The 14,297-nt window shown below is 64.0% G+C and carries 17 protein-coding genes; 7 read left to right on the top strand and 10 right to left on the bottom strand.

The features are described from left to right. Window positions 1–23 precede the first annotated feature (23 nt). Complete coding sequence (locus IVA92_RS07290; RefSeq protein ID WP_247281743.1) at window positions 24–695, bottom strand: response regulator transcription factor; 672 nt, start codon at window positions 693–695, stop codon at window positions 24–26. 339 nt (window positions 696–1,034) lie between these two features. On the opposite strand from IVA92_RS07290, the gene IVA92_RS07285 reads away from it, so the two are divergent. Next, window positions 1,035–2,660, top strand: coding sequence for an MFS transporter (locus IVA92_RS07285; RefSeq protein ID WP_247281744.1), 1,626 nt, complete (start codon window positions 1,035–1,037; stop codon window positions 2,658–2,660). A 61-nt stretch (window positions 2,661–2,721) separates the two neighbouring features. Here IVA92_RS07285 and IVA92_RS07280 read toward each other — a convergent pair whose 3' ends face one another. From IVA92_RS07280 to IVA92_RS07270, 3 genes are all read right to left on the bottom strand, one after another. After that, a complete protein-coding gene (locus IVA92_RS07280) occupies window positions 2,722–3,195 on the bottom strand; it encodes a secondary thiamine-phosphate synthase enzyme YjbQ (RefSeq protein WP_247281745.1) in 474 nt (157 codons plus the stop codon). Window positions 3,196–3,340: 145 nt separating this feature from the next. Then, window positions 3,341–3,862 (bottom strand): hypothetical protein, encoded by a 522-nt coding sequence (locus IVA92_RS07275; protein WP_247281746.1) that lies wholly within the window; start codon window positions 3,860–3,862, stop codon window positions 3,341–3,343. Further along, entirely contained in the window at window positions 3,759–4,313 is a 555-nt protein-coding gene (locus IVA92_RS07270) for a hypothetical protein (RefSeq protein ID WP_247534161.1), read from the bottom strand. Before IVA92_RS07270 ends, IVA92_RS07275 begins: the two co-directional genes overlap by 104 nt. Between IVA92_RS07270 and IVA92_RS07265 the strand changes: the two genes are divergently transcribed. From IVA92_RS07265 to IVA92_RS07245, 5 genes are all read left to right on the top strand, one after another. After that, window positions 4,221–4,595: an AtpZ/AtpI family protein gene (locus IVA92_RS07265; RefSeq protein ID WP_247281747.1), complete on the top strand. Its 375-nt coding sequence runs from the start codon at window positions 4,221–4,223 to the stop codon at window positions 4,593–4,595. The genes IVA92_RS07270 and IVA92_RS07265 overlap by 93 nt on opposite strands. A 110-nt stretch (window positions 4,596–4,705) precedes the next feature. Beyond that, window positions 4,706–5,455: a F0F1 ATP synthase subunit A gene (locus tag IVA92_RS07260; RefSeq protein WP_247281748.1), complete on the top strand. Its 750-nt coding sequence runs from the start codon at window positions 4,706–4,708 to the stop codon at window positions 5,453–5,455. 53 nt (window positions 5,456–5,508) lie between these two features. Further along, window positions 5,509–5,739 (top strand): F0F1 ATP synthase subunit C, encoded by a 231-nt coding sequence (locus IVA92_RS07255; RefSeq protein ID WP_007599451.1) that lies wholly within the window; start codon window positions 5,509–5,511, stop codon window positions 5,737–5,739. Between the two features lie 66 nt (window positions 5,740–5,805). Beyond that, window positions 5,806–6,369: a F0F1 ATP synthase subunit B gene (locus IVA92_RS07250; protein ID WP_247281749.1), complete on the top strand. Its 564-nt coding sequence runs from the start codon at window positions 5,806–5,808 to the stop codon at window positions 6,367–6,369. A gap of 5 nt (window positions 6,370–6,374) precedes the next feature. Then, window positions 6,375–6,860: an ATP F0F1 synthase subunit B gene (locus IVA92_RS07245; protein WP_247281750.1), complete on the top strand. Its 486-nt coding sequence runs from the start codon at window positions 6,375–6,377 to the stop codon at window positions 6,858–6,860. 210 nt (window positions 6,861–7,070) lie between these two features. Here IVA92_RS07245 and IVA92_RS07240 read toward each other — a convergent pair whose 3' ends face one another. From IVA92_RS07240 to IVA92_RS07220, 5 genes are all read right to left on the bottom strand, one after another. Continuing rightward, window positions 7,071–7,721, bottom strand: a complete 651-nt coding sequence (locus IVA92_RS07240; RefSeq protein ID WP_247281751.1) for a hypothetical protein — start codon at window positions 7,719–7,721, stop codon at window positions 7,071–7,073. A gap of 145 nt (window positions 7,722–7,866) precedes the next feature. Further along, complete coding sequence (locus IVA92_RS07235; protein WP_247281752.1) at window positions 7,867–8,454, bottom strand: GNAT family protein; 588 nt, start codon at window positions 8,452–8,454, stop codon at window positions 7,867–7,869. 41 nt (window positions 8,455–8,495) lie between these two features. Next, window positions 8,496–9,785: a pitrilysin family protein gene (locus IVA92_RS07230; protein WP_247281753.1), complete on the bottom strand. Its 1,290-nt coding sequence runs from the start codon at window positions 9,783–9,785 to the stop codon at window positions 8,496–8,498. Continuing rightward, complete coding sequence (gene thrC, locus IVA92_RS07225) at window positions 9,782–11,200, bottom strand: threonine synthase (protein ID WP_247281754.1); 1,419 nt, start codon at window positions 11,198–11,200, stop codon at window positions 9,782–9,784. The genes IVA92_RS07230 and thrC overlap by 4 nt, the downstream gene beginning before the upstream one ends. Before the next feature lie 546 nt (window positions 11,201–11,746). Further along, complete coding sequence (locus tag IVA92_RS07220; RefSeq protein ID WP_247281755.1) at window positions 11,747–12,391, bottom strand: response regulator transcription factor; 645 nt, start codon at window positions 12,389–12,391, stop codon at window positions 11,747–11,749. 87 nt (window positions 12,392–12,478) lie between these two features. Between IVA92_RS07220 and IVA92_RS07215 the strand changes: the two genes are divergently transcribed. After that, complete coding sequence (locus IVA92_RS07215) at window positions 12,479–13,813, top strand: histidine kinase (protein ID WP_247281756.1); 1,335 nt, start codon at window positions 12,479–12,481, stop codon at window positions 13,811–13,813. Between the two features lie 54 nt (window positions 13,814–13,867). Here IVA92_RS07215 and IVA92_RS07210 read toward each other — a convergent pair whose 3' ends face one another. Beyond that, the gene (locus IVA92_RS07210; protein ID WP_247281757.1) at window positions 13,868–14,233 is read right to left on the bottom strand and encodes a nuclear transport factor 2 family protein; all 366 of its coding nucleotides are present in this window, start codon (window positions 14,231–14,233) and stop codon (window positions 13,868–13,870) included. Between the last annotated feature and the right edge of the window lie 64 nt (window positions 14,234–14,297).

Raw genomic sequence — 14,297 nt, 5'->3', positions numbered from 1 at the left:
GACTGTGCGCACCCCGGGACGCTTCACCCCGTCGGCGTGCCCTGCTTCCACTGGCCACCGGCGATCTTCGCGGCGGCAATGACGGCTTGAGTGCGGCTCTCGACCCCGAGCTTTTGCAGGATGGCCGAGACGTGCGCCTTGATGGTGGCCTCGGAGACGCCGAGCTCATAGGCGATCTGCTTGTTGAGGAGGCCCTCCGATAGCATCATCAGGACCCGGACCTGCTGCGGCGTCAGCGTCACCAGACGGTCGCGCAGGCGCGTCATGTCGGGGTCGGCGGCGGCCGACAGATCGGTGTCCGCGGGAACCCAGACGTCGCCCTCCATAACCTTGAGGATGGCGTCGCGCAGCGTCTCGACGCCGAAACGCTTGGGGATGAAGCCGGAGGCGCCAAAATCGAGCGAGCGGCGAATCGTGGCGCTGTCGTCGGACGCCGAGACGATCACGACCGGTATCGCCGGATATTGCGCCCGTAGATAGATGAGGCCGGAAAAGCCGGAGATCCCAGGCATCGAGAGGTCGAGCAGGACCAGATCCACGTCGGAGGCCTGTTCCAGCAGCTTGGTCAGATCCTCGAACGATCCGGCCTCGTCGATCCTGGCCGAGGTCAGGACGCCCGCCACCGCCTGCCGCAGCGCGTCGCGGAACAGCGGATGATCATCGGCAATGACGAGATGGGTTGAGGGAGCGTTCATCGTTCTCTTGCTGTCGTTCGCGCCGGGAGGCGTGTCAACGCGGCGGCGGTCAATTCTTCCCCGAGCGGCCATGGCATGCAAGTGCACATTATCCCTTTGTCGCAAAGGGGTTAATCCCAGCCTTTACGGTTGCGCACCGGCGCCCCAGACCGGAGCGTCAGGCGCGCGTCAGTGCGCAAAGCCGAAAGTCGTATTGGGGCGGGTTTCACGCCGATGTTACCTTGCAAGCAAGACCTGGATTGATCCGGCCCGTCCGGGCATCTGGGGCGCGAGGAAACGCATTTCGGGGAGCGACTCAACATGTCGACAATGGCAGTGTCTCAGACGGGCGCGGGAGGTATGACGAAGGACGAACGGTTCGTCATTCTCGCCTCCTCGCTCGGTACCGTCTTCGAATGGTACGACTTCTACCTCTACGGTTCGCTGGCGAGCATCATCGGCGCCCAGTTCTTCTCGGCCTATCCGCCCGCAACCCGCGACATCTTCGCGCTGCTGGCCTTCGCCGCCGGCTTCCTGGTGCGCCCGTTCGGCGCGATCGTGTTCGGCCGCATCGGCGACATCGTCGGCCGCAAATACACCTTCCTTGTCACCATCCTGATCATGGGTCTTTCGACCTTCATCGTCGGCCTGCTGCCCAACGCGGCGACCATCGGCATCGCGGCTCCGATCATCCTGATCGCGCTGCGCCTCGCCCAGGGTCTGGCGCTCGGCGGCGAGTATGGCGGTGCGGCGACTTATGTCGCGGAGCACGCCCCGAACGGCAAGCGCGGCTACTACACCTCCTTCATCCAGACCACGGCGACGCTTGGCCTGTTCCTGTCGCTGCTGGTGATCCTGTTCACCCGTACCGCGACCGGCGAAGCCGATTTCGCGGCCTGGGGCTGGCGCATCCCGTTCCTGGTCTCGGTGCTGCTGCTTGGCATCTCGGTCTGGATCCGGCTGCGTCTCAACGAATCGCCGATCTTCCAGAAGATGAAGGACGAGGGGAAGAGCTCGAAGGCGCCGCTGACGGAGGCCTTCGGGAACTGGCAGAACGGCAAGCTCGTGCTGCTCGCCCTGCTCGGCGGCGTGATGGGCCAGGGCGTGGTCTGGTACACCGGCCAGTTCTATGCGCTGTTCTTCCTGCAATCGATCCTGAAGGTCGACGGCTACACCGCCAACCTCCTGATCGCCTGGTCGCTGCTGCTCGGCACCGGCTTCTTCATCGTGTTCGGCATCCTCTCCGACAAGATCGGCCGCAAGCCGATCATCCTCGGTGGCTGCCTGATCGCGGCGCTGACCTTCTTCCCCATCTTCAAGATGATCACCACCAACGCCAATCCGGCGCTGGAAAAGGCCATCGAGCAGACCAAGGTCGAGGTGGTGGCAGATCCAAAAGGCTGCGGCGACCTGTTCAACCCGGTCGGCACCCGCGTCTTCACCGCGCCTTGCGACACCGCACGCGCCTTCCTGTCGCAGTCGTCGGTCAAGTACTCGACCACACCAGGCCCGGCCGGCTCCGGCGTGAAGGTCATGGTGAACGGCAAGGAGGTTCCGTACACGAACGCCAAGGACAGCAACCCGGCCGTCCTCGCCGCCGTGCAGGCCGCCGGTTATCCGAAGGCGGGCGATGCGGGTATCGTGAAGATGGCGCACCCGTTCGACATCTTCCGCCCGCAGGTTGCGGCAGTCGTCGGGCTGCTGTTCATTCTGGTGGTGTTCGTCACCATGGTGTACGGCCCGATCGCGGCCATGCTGGTCGAACTATTCCCGACCCGCATCCGCTACACCTCGATGTCGCTGCCCTACCACATCGGCAACGGCTGGTTCGGCGGCCTCCTGCCCGCGACCGCCTTCGCCATCGTGGCCTCGACAGGCGATATCTATGCAGGTCTCTGGTATCCGGTCATCTTCGCATCCATCACCGTGGTGATCGGCTTCCTGTTCCTGCCCGAGACCAAGGACGTCGACATCAAGGCGACCTGATCGAAAGCACAGTCGACAACACGAACCGGCCGCGGTCTCCGCGGCCGGTTTTGTTTTGTCCCTACTGATTGCTGCCGACGAATTGCAGCACGATCTCGCGCCGATGCGGCCGGCTGCGATGTTCGATCAGGTAGATCGCCTGCCAGGTGCCGAGCGCGAGCTTGCCTTTCAGGATTGGCACCTGAAGCGAGGTCCCCGTCAGCATCGTCTTGACGTGCGCCGGCATGTCGTCCGGCCCCTCAGTGTCATGCGTCCATCCGGCATTCTCCGGCGCAAGCCGGGACAGCGCCGTGGTGAGATCGACGAGGACGGACGGATCGGCGTTCTCCTGAATCGTCAGCGAGGCCGAGGTGTGGCGGATGAACAATGTCAGCGTGCCCTCGCGCGCGTGCGCTTCGGCGATGAACTTGGCTGCCTCGCTGGTCAGATCGGTGAAGCCGCGGCCGGGCGTCTGCACGGTGAGCAGCGACGATGCGAGCGTGGTGGTTTGCACGAATGATGACGCCGAACGCTTTACGGATTTACCTGATGTCATCAAGAGCCTCTCGTCGTCCTGGCGAAAGCCAGGACCCACTACCCCGAATGCTCGTGATGGCGAAAGGTGGCAACTCGTGTCGAAAAACAGAGAGGCTGCGGTACATGGGCCTGGCTTCCGCGAGGACGACCTCGAAGGGGCCGAATCAAATCTTCCCCGACACGTCCTTCTGCACGCGGTTGGCCATGTCGATCAGCCGGCGCCAGGCCCTTTCCAGGAAAGACATCACGCGGTCGACGTCTTGGTCACTCGGCAGCGGGATCTCGATCTTGCGCTCGCCCTCGGCGGCCTTCGGCTCCGCCTTCTTGAGCGGATCGGATTTCGGCAGCGGCTCGTCGATTTTGCCCGATACCGTCGGCCCAGCCGCGAGCTGGCCCTTCAGCTTCTCGACTTCGGCCTGAAGCCGGCCGATTTCGGTATCGAGCGCGGCCCGTTCGTCAGGTAAGGCGTAGCAGGCCCAGCCGGCGCCGTTCTTGGTGCAAGTCGACATGGTGCCGGTGCGGGTGTCGAGCCGCAACACGCCTTCCGGGATCGGCGTCATGCTGTAGCGGCCGTTTTCGCTGTCAGGAGCGGATTGCGCGGCGACGAAGCCGCCGCTGACGACCATCACCACGGCGAACGTCGCTACCGCAAACCATGATGTTGTGGATGACGTCACAGGTCTCATCTTGCGCTCCGCCACGACGTGCAGGTGACACTTTCGCAATTCTACCCCCGCCGAGGCAATCCGCCGCCCAAAACGCACCACCGATATCAACGACCACGACCGTCTCTTTGATCCCGGCGGCGCGGCGAAATGGCGGCTGCATTCGTCGATCATGCGGAGAGCTGCTGCGGTGCGGCGTCACGCTGTGTGCAGCACTGCTGTGCGCGCCAATATCAGCAAAGAAATCAGATACATAACGGAAAACGACGCAATCGTGACTTGGCTTGACTTGATAATAGGCCATCAGTATGGTCCGCGCGGCTTTTGAGGGTGGCGGGCGTAATTTCCATTCAGCCGCGGCGTTTCGGGTCTTCGTTGCATGACACAGGGCACGGAGCACGGCGGGAATGGAGATCGCGATAGATCGTCCGAGGAAGCTGCGCTTTCCGAACGGCTCGGAAATCTTGATCAACGCTTGTCCGAACTTCGGGACCGGCGGAGCAAGACCGAGCAACCCGCAGGTGACGGTGAGGACGGAGCGGCCAGAGCCTCGGCGATGGCGCTTGGTTTCCGGTTATCCTCGGAGTTGATCGCCGGCGTCGTTGTCGGAGCGGGGATTGGCTGGGGGTTCGACCGCTTGCTGTCGACGTCGCCTTTCGGATTTATCGTGTTCCTGCTGCTGGGCTTCGTCGCCGGCGTGGTGAATGTGGTGAGAACGGCGGGCGCGGGTCAAAACAGGCGCGGTGGTTCTTAAGCGATCCGCCCAGCAGAGGAATGATCGTGCCGGCCTTGCCGGTACGGGCCGGCCCGGCCGGCAGACCGAGACCCGCCGGCATTGCCGGCAGACCAAGAGATGCCGCGCTGATGAAAATCGACCCGATCCACCAGTTCAACATCGAGCCTCTCTTCACCCTGGGCCATATCGGCAATCATACGATCGCCTTCACCAATTCGTCGCTTTACATGCTGGTGGCGGTCGCGATCATCTCGATCCTGATGCTCGCCAGCGGCACGCAGCTGGTTCCCGGACGCCTCCAGTCCGTCGCTGAAATCTCCTACGAATTCGTCGCCTCGACCATCCGTTCGACGGCCGGCGCGGAAGGCATGAAGTTCTTCCCGCTGATCTTCTCGCTGTTCATGTTCATCTGCGTCTCGAATCTGGTGGGCATCATCCCCTACACCTTCACGGTGTCGAGCCACCTGATCGTCACCGCGGCGCTCGCGCTCTTGGTGTTCTTCACCGTCCTGATCTACGGCCTCTACAAGAACGGCCTGAAATTCTTCAAGATTTTCGTTCCCCACGGCGTCCCCATCTACATTCTGCCGCTGGTCATGTTCATCGAGATCCTGTCGTTCTTCCTGCGGCCGGTCTCCCACAGCGTCCGTCTCTTCGCCAACATGTTGGCCGGCCACATCGCGCTGAAGGTGTTCGCCGGCTTCGTCGCCATGCTCGGCTTCTCGCTCGGCGCCCTCGGCTGGGTCGGCGGCGTGCTGCCGCTGGCGCTCACGGTCGCGCTGACCTCGCTCGAGATCCTGGTCGCATTCCTTCAGGCCTATGTGTTCGCGATCCTGACCTGCATCTACCTCAACGACGCCATTCATCCGGGACACTGAGCTGTCCGGGGAATTTCCACCCAAAACCCAATCTTTCTTCCAAGGAGACTAAAATGGATCCGGCAGCAGCAAAACTTATCGGCGCGGGCATCGCGTGCATCGGCATGGGCGGTGCGGGCGTCGGCGTGGGCGTGATCTTCGGCAACTACCTCGCCGCAGCCGTTCGCAACCCGTCGGCCGCTCAGGGCCAGTTCGGCAACCTGATCTTCGGCTTCGCCGTGACCGAAGCGCTCGGCATCTTCTCGCTGCTGATCGCGCTGCTGCTGCTGTTCGTTCCGCTCTGAGAACGACGTTTTTTCGCGCCGTTCCAGCCTCTGGGACGGCGCGCGTGACAGCAACAGGAGAACTCCATGGCTGAGAGTCATGGCGGCGCGAAAGGTCCGGCGGGCGCTCACACCGAGGCTGACGGTGGTCACCACGGTGGCGGTTTTCCGCCGTTCGAGAGCAGCAGCTTTGCTTCACAGCTGGTGTCGCTCGCGATCTTCTTCGTCCTGCTTTACGTGATCGTGTCCAAGCTCGCTCTGCCGCGCGTCGGCGGTGTGATCGAGGCGCGGCAGAACAAAATCGAGGGCGACCTCACCGAAGCGCAGAAGCTGAGGGACCAGTCCGACGCAGCGCTGAAGGCCTATGAAAGCGAGCTCGCTTCGGCGCGCATGCGGGCACAGGCGATCGGCAACGAATCCCGCGACAAGGCGAATGCGCAGGCGGACGCCGAGCGCAAGGCGCTGGAAGAGCAATTGGCGGCCAAGCTGGCCGGGGCGGAGAAGACCATCGCCTCGACCCGCGCCGCCGCCATGAGCAACGTCCGCGGCATCGCGGCGGATGCGGCAGGCCAGATCGTGCAGCAGCTCACGGGCGTCGTTCCCGACGCAGCGTCGGTCAATGCCGCGGTCGACGCGTCCTTGAAGGGTTAGTTGAGATGTTCTTCGAGCCTGAATTTTGGGTCGCCGTCGCCTTCGTGATCCTGATGGTCGTGTTCGGCTATCTCGGGATCTTCAAGACGGCGATGGCCGCGCTTGACCATCGCGCCGATCGCATCAAGGCCGAGCTCGATGACGCGGCGCGTCTCAAGCAGGAGGCGGCCAAGGTGCTCGCCGACTACAAGGCGCGCCGTGCCATGGCCGAGCGCGAGGCTGCCGACATCATCGCCAATGCCAGAGCCGAAGCCGAGCGAATCGCAGCCGACGCCAAGGCGAAGATGGAAGACTTCGTCGCCCGCAGAACCAAGACCGCCGAGAGCAAGATCGCGCTCGCCGAGGCCCAGGCGCTGGCCGACGTCCGTGCCGCAGCCGCGGAAGCCGCCGTTCAGGCCGCTTCCACGATCCTGTCACAGTCGGTCAAGGGCCAGGTCGCCGACGACCTGCTCGCCAGGGGCATCAACGAAGTCCGGCAGAAGCTGAACTGAGAACTCTGCCCTCACCACTCAAAAGCCGCGCGATGAGCGCCGGCTTTTTGTTGGCCGATCTATAGCTACAAGTCCAGTGTCATGCCCCGCGCAGTCGGGGCATCCAGTACGCCGCGACCTCTCGATAGATCACTGACCTCTCTGGAATACTGGATCACCCGCCTTCGCGGTGATGACAGCCGTAATTGTAGTGACAGCCGAGCTTGAACCCTACTTCTTCTTCCGTCCCTTCGGCTCGGGCGCGAGCGCCTGCGGGTCGAAGCCGACATAGAAGATGTAGGTATCGGCGACCGCGGCCGAGGGCATCGGATAGGCCAGATCTTCGGCCACGAACGTGAACGGCACGCTGCCGCCCTCCGACATCTCGACCGTGGTCCGGTAGGCCTTCGAGGCGATCACCTTCTCGCCGACGCCGCCCTGCACCACGGCAACACGCAAGGGGACCTCGACGGTCGCAGGCGCGCCGGCGGGACCGGCGATGACACGGCCCTGGATTCCGATCCGCGCGGTGATATCACCGCCGCTCCGGGCGCATTCGCGCGCCATCTTGGTGATTGTGGCTTGGAAGCGGATGTCGTTGCCGACGGCCTGCTTGCCACCCGCGCCGACCGCGTAAGTCGAGGCGCCGGCGCGCACCGTGACCTGCGGGCAATCAACGTCGTCATCGGCCGGCTGGCCGGGCGCGGGCGCCGGCTTGGGCTGGGCCGGTTCGTCGGACTTGCCGCCGAACAGGCTCTTGAAGCGGTCGCTCAAGGACTGGGCCGCCACCGGCGAGACAGACGCGAGCGCAACCGACAACGTCAAAGCTGCCACCGTCCTCCGCCGCAACGCATTTCGCGACGACCGAAGCTCCTTCACCATCAACACCCATACTCCATGACAGCACAGCGCCGATCGCTGGCCGGCCCGCGCCGTTATATCGCCAAAATCGGCGAACCCAAGGCAGGCAGATTACGGCAGCAAACAAGGCGGGACGATCAAGACTTTGGCCGCAGGAGGTGGCAGCTCAACCGCGAAAATCCTCATGCAGCAGGCCGAACAGCAGGTGATCCTGCCAGATCCCGTTGATGCAGAGATAGCGGCGCGCCAGCCCCTCGCGCGAGAAGCCGCACTTCTCCAGCACCCGGATCGATGGTGCATTGGTGGGGATGCAAGCGGCCTCGACGCGGTGCAGATTGAGCTCGCCGAACAGCGTCGGCAGCAGCACCCGCAGCGCGGCGGTCATGTAGCCGCGATGGGCGTAAGGCTGCCCAACCCAGTAGCCGATGGTGCCGGCCTGCACGATGCCGCGCCGGACATTGGCCAGCGTGATGCCGCCGACCATGGCGCCGTCGAGCTCGCGGAAGATCAGAAAGGGATAGGAACGGTCCGCAGCAATGTCCTCGGAATAGCGGCGCAAGCGGCGACGAAAGCCGGACCGGGTGAGATCGTCCGACGGCCAGATCGGCTCCCAGGGGGTGAGATAGTCGCGGCTGCTTTCGCGCAAGTGAGCCCATTGCAGGAAGTCCGACATCTGCGGGGCGCGCAGCAACAGCCCGTTGCCGCGCGGCGCGAGGGCGGCGGGTCCACTGGATGGCAGGCGGAACAGGGCCATGGTGATGCTTCCCGGAGCGGGCGCCCCTTGCGCGGCGGCTCTTAATGCAGCCGCGCCTTGGCACGCGCCCGCGTCAATCCTTCCGCAAAAGATACCGCCGTGTCCAGACCCCTGCCACTACCCAATGCAACAACCGCAGGGCGGCTGCGCGAAAGCAGCGCACGCGCGGCATCCCGGGTCGATTCGACGCTGACGGCGTCGATCCGGGCCACCAGCTCCTGCACCGTCTGCGGCCGGCCATAAGCCAGGACATGCCGGGCGAGCTGTTCGGCGCGGGAGGAGCAGCTCTCCAATGCCATCAGCAGGCCCGCCTTCATCTGCGCCTTGGCACGCGCGATCTCGGCCTCGGTCAGGGTCTCCACCGAATCATTCATGACATCGACCACGACCTCCATCATCTCCGGCGCGTCGGCGGGATCGGTGCCGGTGTAGAGGCCGAAGAAGCCGGTGTCGGTGTAGGGCGCGTGGAAGCTGTAGATGGAGTAGCAGAGGCCGCGCTTCTCGCGCACCTCCTGGAACAGCCGCGACGACATCCCGCCGCCGAGAATGTTGGTGAAGACCTGGAGCGAGAACAGCGACAGGTCGGTCTGCGGCACCCCTTCGAGCGCCAGCGTCAGATGCGCCTGCTCGAGTTCGCGGTGGACCACCTTGGCGCCGCCCTTGCCGAACTGGGCGGATTGCGGCTTCGGTCCCGGCGTCGCCTCAAAGCTCGCGAAGCGCTGCTCGACCTCGGCGACCACCTGCTTGTGATCGACCGCGCCGGCGGCGGCCACCACCATGTCGGGCCCGCGATAATGCGTCGACAGATAGCCGCGGAGCATGTCGCGGTTGAAGCCGCGCAGCGTCTTGGCGGTGCCGAGCAGCGAGCGGCCCATCGGCTGGTCGGGATAGCAGAGCTCGTTGAGATGCTCGAACACGACGTCGTCGGGTGTGTCCTGCGCAGCCCCGATCTCCTGCACGATGACGTTCTTCTCGCGCTCCAGCTCGTCCGGCTCGAAGGCAGGATTGGCGAGGATGTCGGCGAGCACGTCGAGCGCGAGCGGCACGTCGGCCTTCAGCACCCGCGCGTAATAGGACGTGGTCTCGGTCGAGGTGCCGGCATTGAGATCGCCGCCGACCGCCTCGATCTCCTCGACGATCTCGCGCGAGGAGCGCTTGGTCGTACCCTTGAACGCCATGTGCTCCAGGAGATGCGAGATGCCGTGCTCGTTCGGCTTCTCGTCGCGCCCGCCGACGCCGGCCCAGACGCCGAGCGCCGCAGTCTCGAGATGGGGCATTTTGTCGGTGACGACGGTCAGGCCGGAGGCAAGCTTGGAAATCTCGACGCTCATCCGGCAACTCCTTGCTTTGCGGCGCGGCTGACCGACAGCACGAACCGCTCGACCTCGGCCTGATCGTTCTTCATCACCTTCATGTGTTCGGATTTGGTCATCAATCCGTCGAGCCAGGCGGGCAGTTGCGGCCGCTGGCCGCAGGCCGCCTCGACGGCGTCGGGGAATTTGGCCGGATGGGCGGTAGAGAGCACGATGCTCGGGACCGTCGTGTCGGTGGTGTCGCGGTCGGCGACCGCGAGCGCCACCGCGGTATGGGGATCGACCAGCTCGCCCGCCTCGCGCCAAGCGGCGCGGATCGCGGCCGCGGTTTCGGTCTCGTCGGCACGGCCTGCGTCGAACGCCTCGCGGATCGCGGCCAGCGTCGCATCGGGCAGCACGAAACGCCCGGACTGCTTCAGTGAATCCATCAGACGGCGCACGCCGGCCGCATCGCGCCGGCCAGCCTCGAACAGCAGCCGCTCGAAATTCGACGAGATCTGGATGTCCATCGACGGCGACGCCGTGGCGTGCACTTCGCGCACCTCGTAGATCCCGGTCTTGAGCGTGCGGGCCAGGATGTCGTTGACGTTGGCGGCGATGTGCAGCGTACGCACCGGCAGCCCCATGCGCTTGGCGACGTAGCCGGCAAAGATGTCGCCGAAATTGCCGGTCGGCACGACGAAATCCACCGCGCGCGCCGGTGCACCGACGGCAACGGCCGACGTGAAATAGTAGACCACCTGGGCGACGATACGCGCCCAGTTGATCGAGTTGACGCCGGACAGGGACGTCGCATCGCGAAAGCGATGGTTGTTGAACATCCCCTTCACGAGCGCCTGGCAGTCGTCGAAGGTGCCTTCGACGGCGAGCGCGTGCACATTGGCCGCACCGGTCGTCGTCATCATCCGCTGCTGCACCTCGGAGATGCGGCCATGCGGAAACAGCACGATGAGGTCAACATTCTCCAGACCCGCAAAGGCTTCGACCGCGGCGCCGCCGGTATCGCCGGAGGTTGCGACCACGATGGTGGTGCGCTGGCCGCGCTTGGCGAGCACATGGTCCATCAGCCGCGAGATCAGCTGCATCGCCACGTCCTTGAAGGCGAGCGTCGGGCCGTGGAACAGCTCGAGCACGAACTGATGCGGCGACATCTGGCGCAGCGGCACCACCGCGGGATGGCGGAAGGTGGCATAGGCCTCGTTGGCCATGCGGCCAAGCTCGGCGTCCGTGATCTCGCCGCCGGCGAAGGGGCGAATCACGTCGACCGCGACCTCCCAATAGGCGCGGCCGAAGAAGCCGGCGATGGTCTGCGCCGAAAGCTGCGGCCAAACGGCCGGCACGTACAGCCCGCCATCGCGGGCTAGCCCGGTCAGCATCACGTCGCAGAAGCCGAGTTCGGGGGCTTCGCCCCGGGTCGAGATATAACGAGTCAAACTGCCCTCCAAAGGCCAACCGAGTCTGAGCTCGCTCGTTAAGCCTTTGATTTTACGAAATTACTTGTTAACAGCCAGAGGCTTTGAGCCACCATAAAGTGTTTTGCGGCATCGGGAAACCGCTTCCGCTCGCCCCGTGGCCCAATGAAAAAGGGCTGCGGCATTGCCGCAGCCCTTCTCTTGGAAGGTCTGTCGTTGTGTGCAGACCGGTTGCCTCGTCGGGTCGTTCGACCCGCTAAAACTGTTCACCCAAGCTTTCGTCAGCTGTCGTCAAATCGTCAAGAGCCAAAACGGCGGGCGGGGGAAGATGTTCCAGTTTTTCCCGGCGTGCTCCAGGCCTTCTTTCGCGGATATGAGCAATGACTTGCGTGATATTGCCGTCTTTTCCCTAACCCATGGCCTGCCTGAGGAACGAATGCCGTGGCGGCCGATTGGGTCGGCGGACGGTGCCGGCCATCGCCCATGCATTGCCCGGCCGATAGCGACGCCGATCCGTCGACCGAACCGCTGCCTCCTGGAGCAGCCGGTTCGGTCGTTGGCGGGAGGTCAATTCATCCCGATTTCCACTGCGATCCGGATCAGGTCGGAATGGTTCTTGGCCCCTAACTTCTGCTTGAGCAGGGACGTCGTGTTCGCGACAGTCTTGTAGGAGATGCCGAGCGCCTCGGCGACCTCGACGATTTTGTCGCCGCGTCCGAGCAGACGAAGAATCTCGAGCTCCCGCGGCGTCATCTGCGAGGCTGGATTGGCCTTGATTGCGGCACCGGAAAACGTCACGGCTTCCGCAAGCTGCGGAGAGATGAAATTATCGCCCGCGACCACTTTGCGCACCGCTTTCAGCAGGATCCTGGGATCGTCACCCTTGGAGACATAGCCTTGGGCCCCAAGCTCGACCGCCCGCACCACGAAGGCCGGATCATCGTTCATGCTGAACATGATGATCTTGGCGTCCGGATCGTCCTTCCGAATGCGTCGCATCAGCTCGAAGCCGGAGACATCAGGCAGGCTGATGTCGATCACGGTAACGTCGGGCCGCTTGCTGATATAGGCGCGGTGCCCGGATTTCGCATCGTTCGCCTCGTCGATACGGATCGACTGGTCGGACGCGAACAGGGTGCGGCAACCGGACAGCACCACAGGGTGGTCGTCGACGATCAGGACCTTGGTTGCCGGCTTGGCGGTATCTTGCATCGCAGGCTCACTTGCTTTCTCGACTCATAGACCGGCGGGAACAAATGGAAAGAGAGAATTCCGCCAAAACACGTTAGAATTGACCTAATGTGGCAACAACTCTCGTTCAGGACGCAACTGTTTCTTCCGCTCGGCGCGAGCCTTCTCGCGGCACTGATCCTCGGCGGCGTGCTGCTTCAGACCTTCGCAGGGGGCCAGCTCGTTGAGGAGAATGAGCCAGGCCGGCGTTCGACCCGGGCCATCGCCACCGCGCTCAACAACACGCTGCGCGCTTCGGACAATCCACGACGGACGCTCGATGCGTTTGTCCAATCGTTGGACACCTCCTCTGATATCCAATTCCGTTCCGCGGAAGCGGGTCCCGCGCGCTCCCCGAAGGACGACCCGCGCACGCCGCATAGCGTGCCGCAATGGTTCATCGACCTGATCACCATCCCCGAAATGGACGCGGCATCCCCGGTGACGATCGACGGCGAGCGTGTCGGCGATGTCGTCTTCGTGCCCGACCTATCCGCCGAGCTGTTCGAGAAATGGATCGGCTTCCTCGCGCTCACCGGCCTGATCGCCGGGCTAATGGCGCTTACCGGCACCATCGCCTACGTCCTGGCGGAGTCGGCGCTACGCCCCCTGCAGCAGCTCGGCGAAGGACTCACGCGAATGCGACGCGGCGACTACACAAAACCGATCCCGGTGGCAGGGCCGCCGGAGATCCGGCAGAGCTGCGAGGTGGCGAACGCGCTGGCGGGCACGTTGGCGCAATTGAGCCAGGACAATCGCGACCTGTTGCATCGGCTGGTGTCGCTTCAGGACGATGAGCGGCGCGACCTCGCCCGCGAATTGCACGACGAACTCGGCCCGCTTCTGTTCGGCATCCGCGCCGGCGCGGTCGCGCTGATCGAGGCCGCGCCTGCCGTGGGAAATCTCGGCAATTCGGCGCAAGAGGTGCTGCAATCGGTCGAGGCGCTCCAGCAGGCCAACCGCCGTATTCTCGACCGGCTGCGGCCGCTCTATGTTGAGGAACTGGGCCTCGCGACCAGCGTGCAGACACTGCTTCAAAACTTTCGCAAGCAGGCACCGCATATCGGTTTGACGGACACGATTGACCCCCGCCTCAACGGATTAGACGGGCCGCTGGCGCGGACCGTCTATCGGTTGATCCAGGAGGCGCTGACCAACGTGCTGCGCCATGCCAAAGCGAGCAACGCCCATGTGCAGACGACCATCACCGGTGAGACGCTCGTCATCGAGATCTCCGACGATGGCGGCGGCTTTCCCGCCGACAACGTCTTCGGCCGGGGCCTGACCGGCATGCATGAGCGCGTTCGCGCGCTCAGCGGATCGCTGTCACTGCTGCGCGCGAATGAACGAACCTATGTCCGATGCCGTCTTCCGGCTGCGCCGACCCGGGAGGCGCCGGTTTAGCTGAGCATGATCTTTTCGGAAAACCGCTACACACTTTTCCGGATCATGCCCTAGCTAGCACGCGCAGCCAACATGCGCGTTCTGTCGCGCCGGCTCGCACAGCGTGCTGCGGATCTTGCCTTCCGTGCTGAAGCGAAACGAGGCGTGAATACGCAGCGCGCCAGCGATGGAATATTCGAGATCGACGCCGTCGGACCCTGGATCGATCTCTTCCAGCCTGAAGCCCGCCAACGACAGGGTGCCAAGTCGCGGTCTCCAATAGCTTTCGAGCTCGCTTCGGCCGCGATGGCGCTGCGTTCCGTTGCAGATGCATTCAAGCTCGGCGTCGTCCGCATATAGATCGAGCAGCGCCGCGAGGTCGCCCTTGCGGCAGGCATCTACCCAGTCAATGACAATTCCCATCTGGTCGAAATCGCTCACGCTGCAATCCTGTCCTGCCGCGGACACTAGTGGCGGCTTAGAACCACACTCGTGAATGTGCGCT

It is taken from the genome of Bradyrhizobium sp. 154 (assembly GCF_023073875.1).
Taxonomy (GTDB): Bacteria; Pseudomonadota; Alphaproteobacteria; order Rhizobiales; family Xanthobacteraceae; genus Bradyrhizobium.
Note: the sequence above shows the minus strand (reverse complement) of the source record. Positions and strands in the feature narration are given on the sequence as shown.

Coding starts and splice junctions, on each gene's coding strand:
- IVA92_RS07280 (WP_247281745.1), bottom strand. CDS start 3,195: ATGACATCAGGTAAATCCGTAAAGCGTTCGGCGTCATCATTCGTGCAA.
- IVA92_RS07245 (WP_247281750.1), top strand. CDS start 6,375: ATGTTCTTCGAGCCTGAATTTTGGGTCGCCGTCGCCTTCGTGATCCTG.
- IVA92_RS07250 (WP_247281749.1), top strand. CDS start 5,806: ATGGCTGAGAGTCATGGCGGCGCGAAAGGTCCGGCGGGCGCTCACACC.
- IVA92_RS07285 (WP_247281744.1), top strand. CDS start 1,035: ATGACGAAGGACGAACGGTTCGTCATTCTCGCCTCCTCGCTCGGTACC.
- IVA92_RS07235 (WP_247281752.1), bottom strand. CDS start 8,454: ATGGCCCTGTTCCGCCTGCCATCCAGTGGACCCGCCGCCCTCGCGCCG.
- IVA92_RS07260 (WP_247281748.1), top strand. CDS start 4,706: ATGAAAATCGACCCGATCCACCAGTTCAACATCGAGCCTCTCTTCACC.
- IVA92_RS07275 (WP_247281746.1), bottom strand. CDS start 3,862: ATGAGACCTGTGACGTCATCCACAACATCATGGTTTGCGGTAGCGACG.
- IVA92_RS07215 (WP_247281756.1), top strand. CDS start 12,479: ATGTGGCAACAACTCTCGTTCAGGACGCAACTGTTTCTTCCGCTCGGC.
- IVA92_RS07265 (WP_247281747.1), top strand. CDS start 4,221: ATGACACAGGGCACGGAGCACGGCGGGAATGGAGATCGCGATAGATCG.
- IVA92_RS07255 (WP_007599451.1), top strand. CDS start 5,509: ATGGATCCGGCAGCAGCAAAACTTATCGGCGCGGGCATCGCGTGCATC.
- IVA92_RS07290 (WP_247281743.1), bottom strand. CDS start 695: ATGAACGCTCCCTCAACCCATCTCGTCATTGCCGATGATCATCCGCTG.
- IVA92_RS07220 (WP_247281755.1), bottom strand. CDS start 12,391: ATGCAAGATACCGCCAAGCCGGCAACCAAGGTCCTGATCGTCGACGAC.
- IVA92_RS07240 (WP_247281751.1), bottom strand. CDS start 7,721: ATGGTGAAGGAGCTTCGGTCGTCGCGAAATGCGTTGCGGCGGAGGACG.
- IVA92_RS07230 (WP_247281753.1), bottom strand. CDS start 9,785: ATGAGCGTCGAGATTTCCAAGCTTGCCTCCGGCCTGACCGTCGTCACC.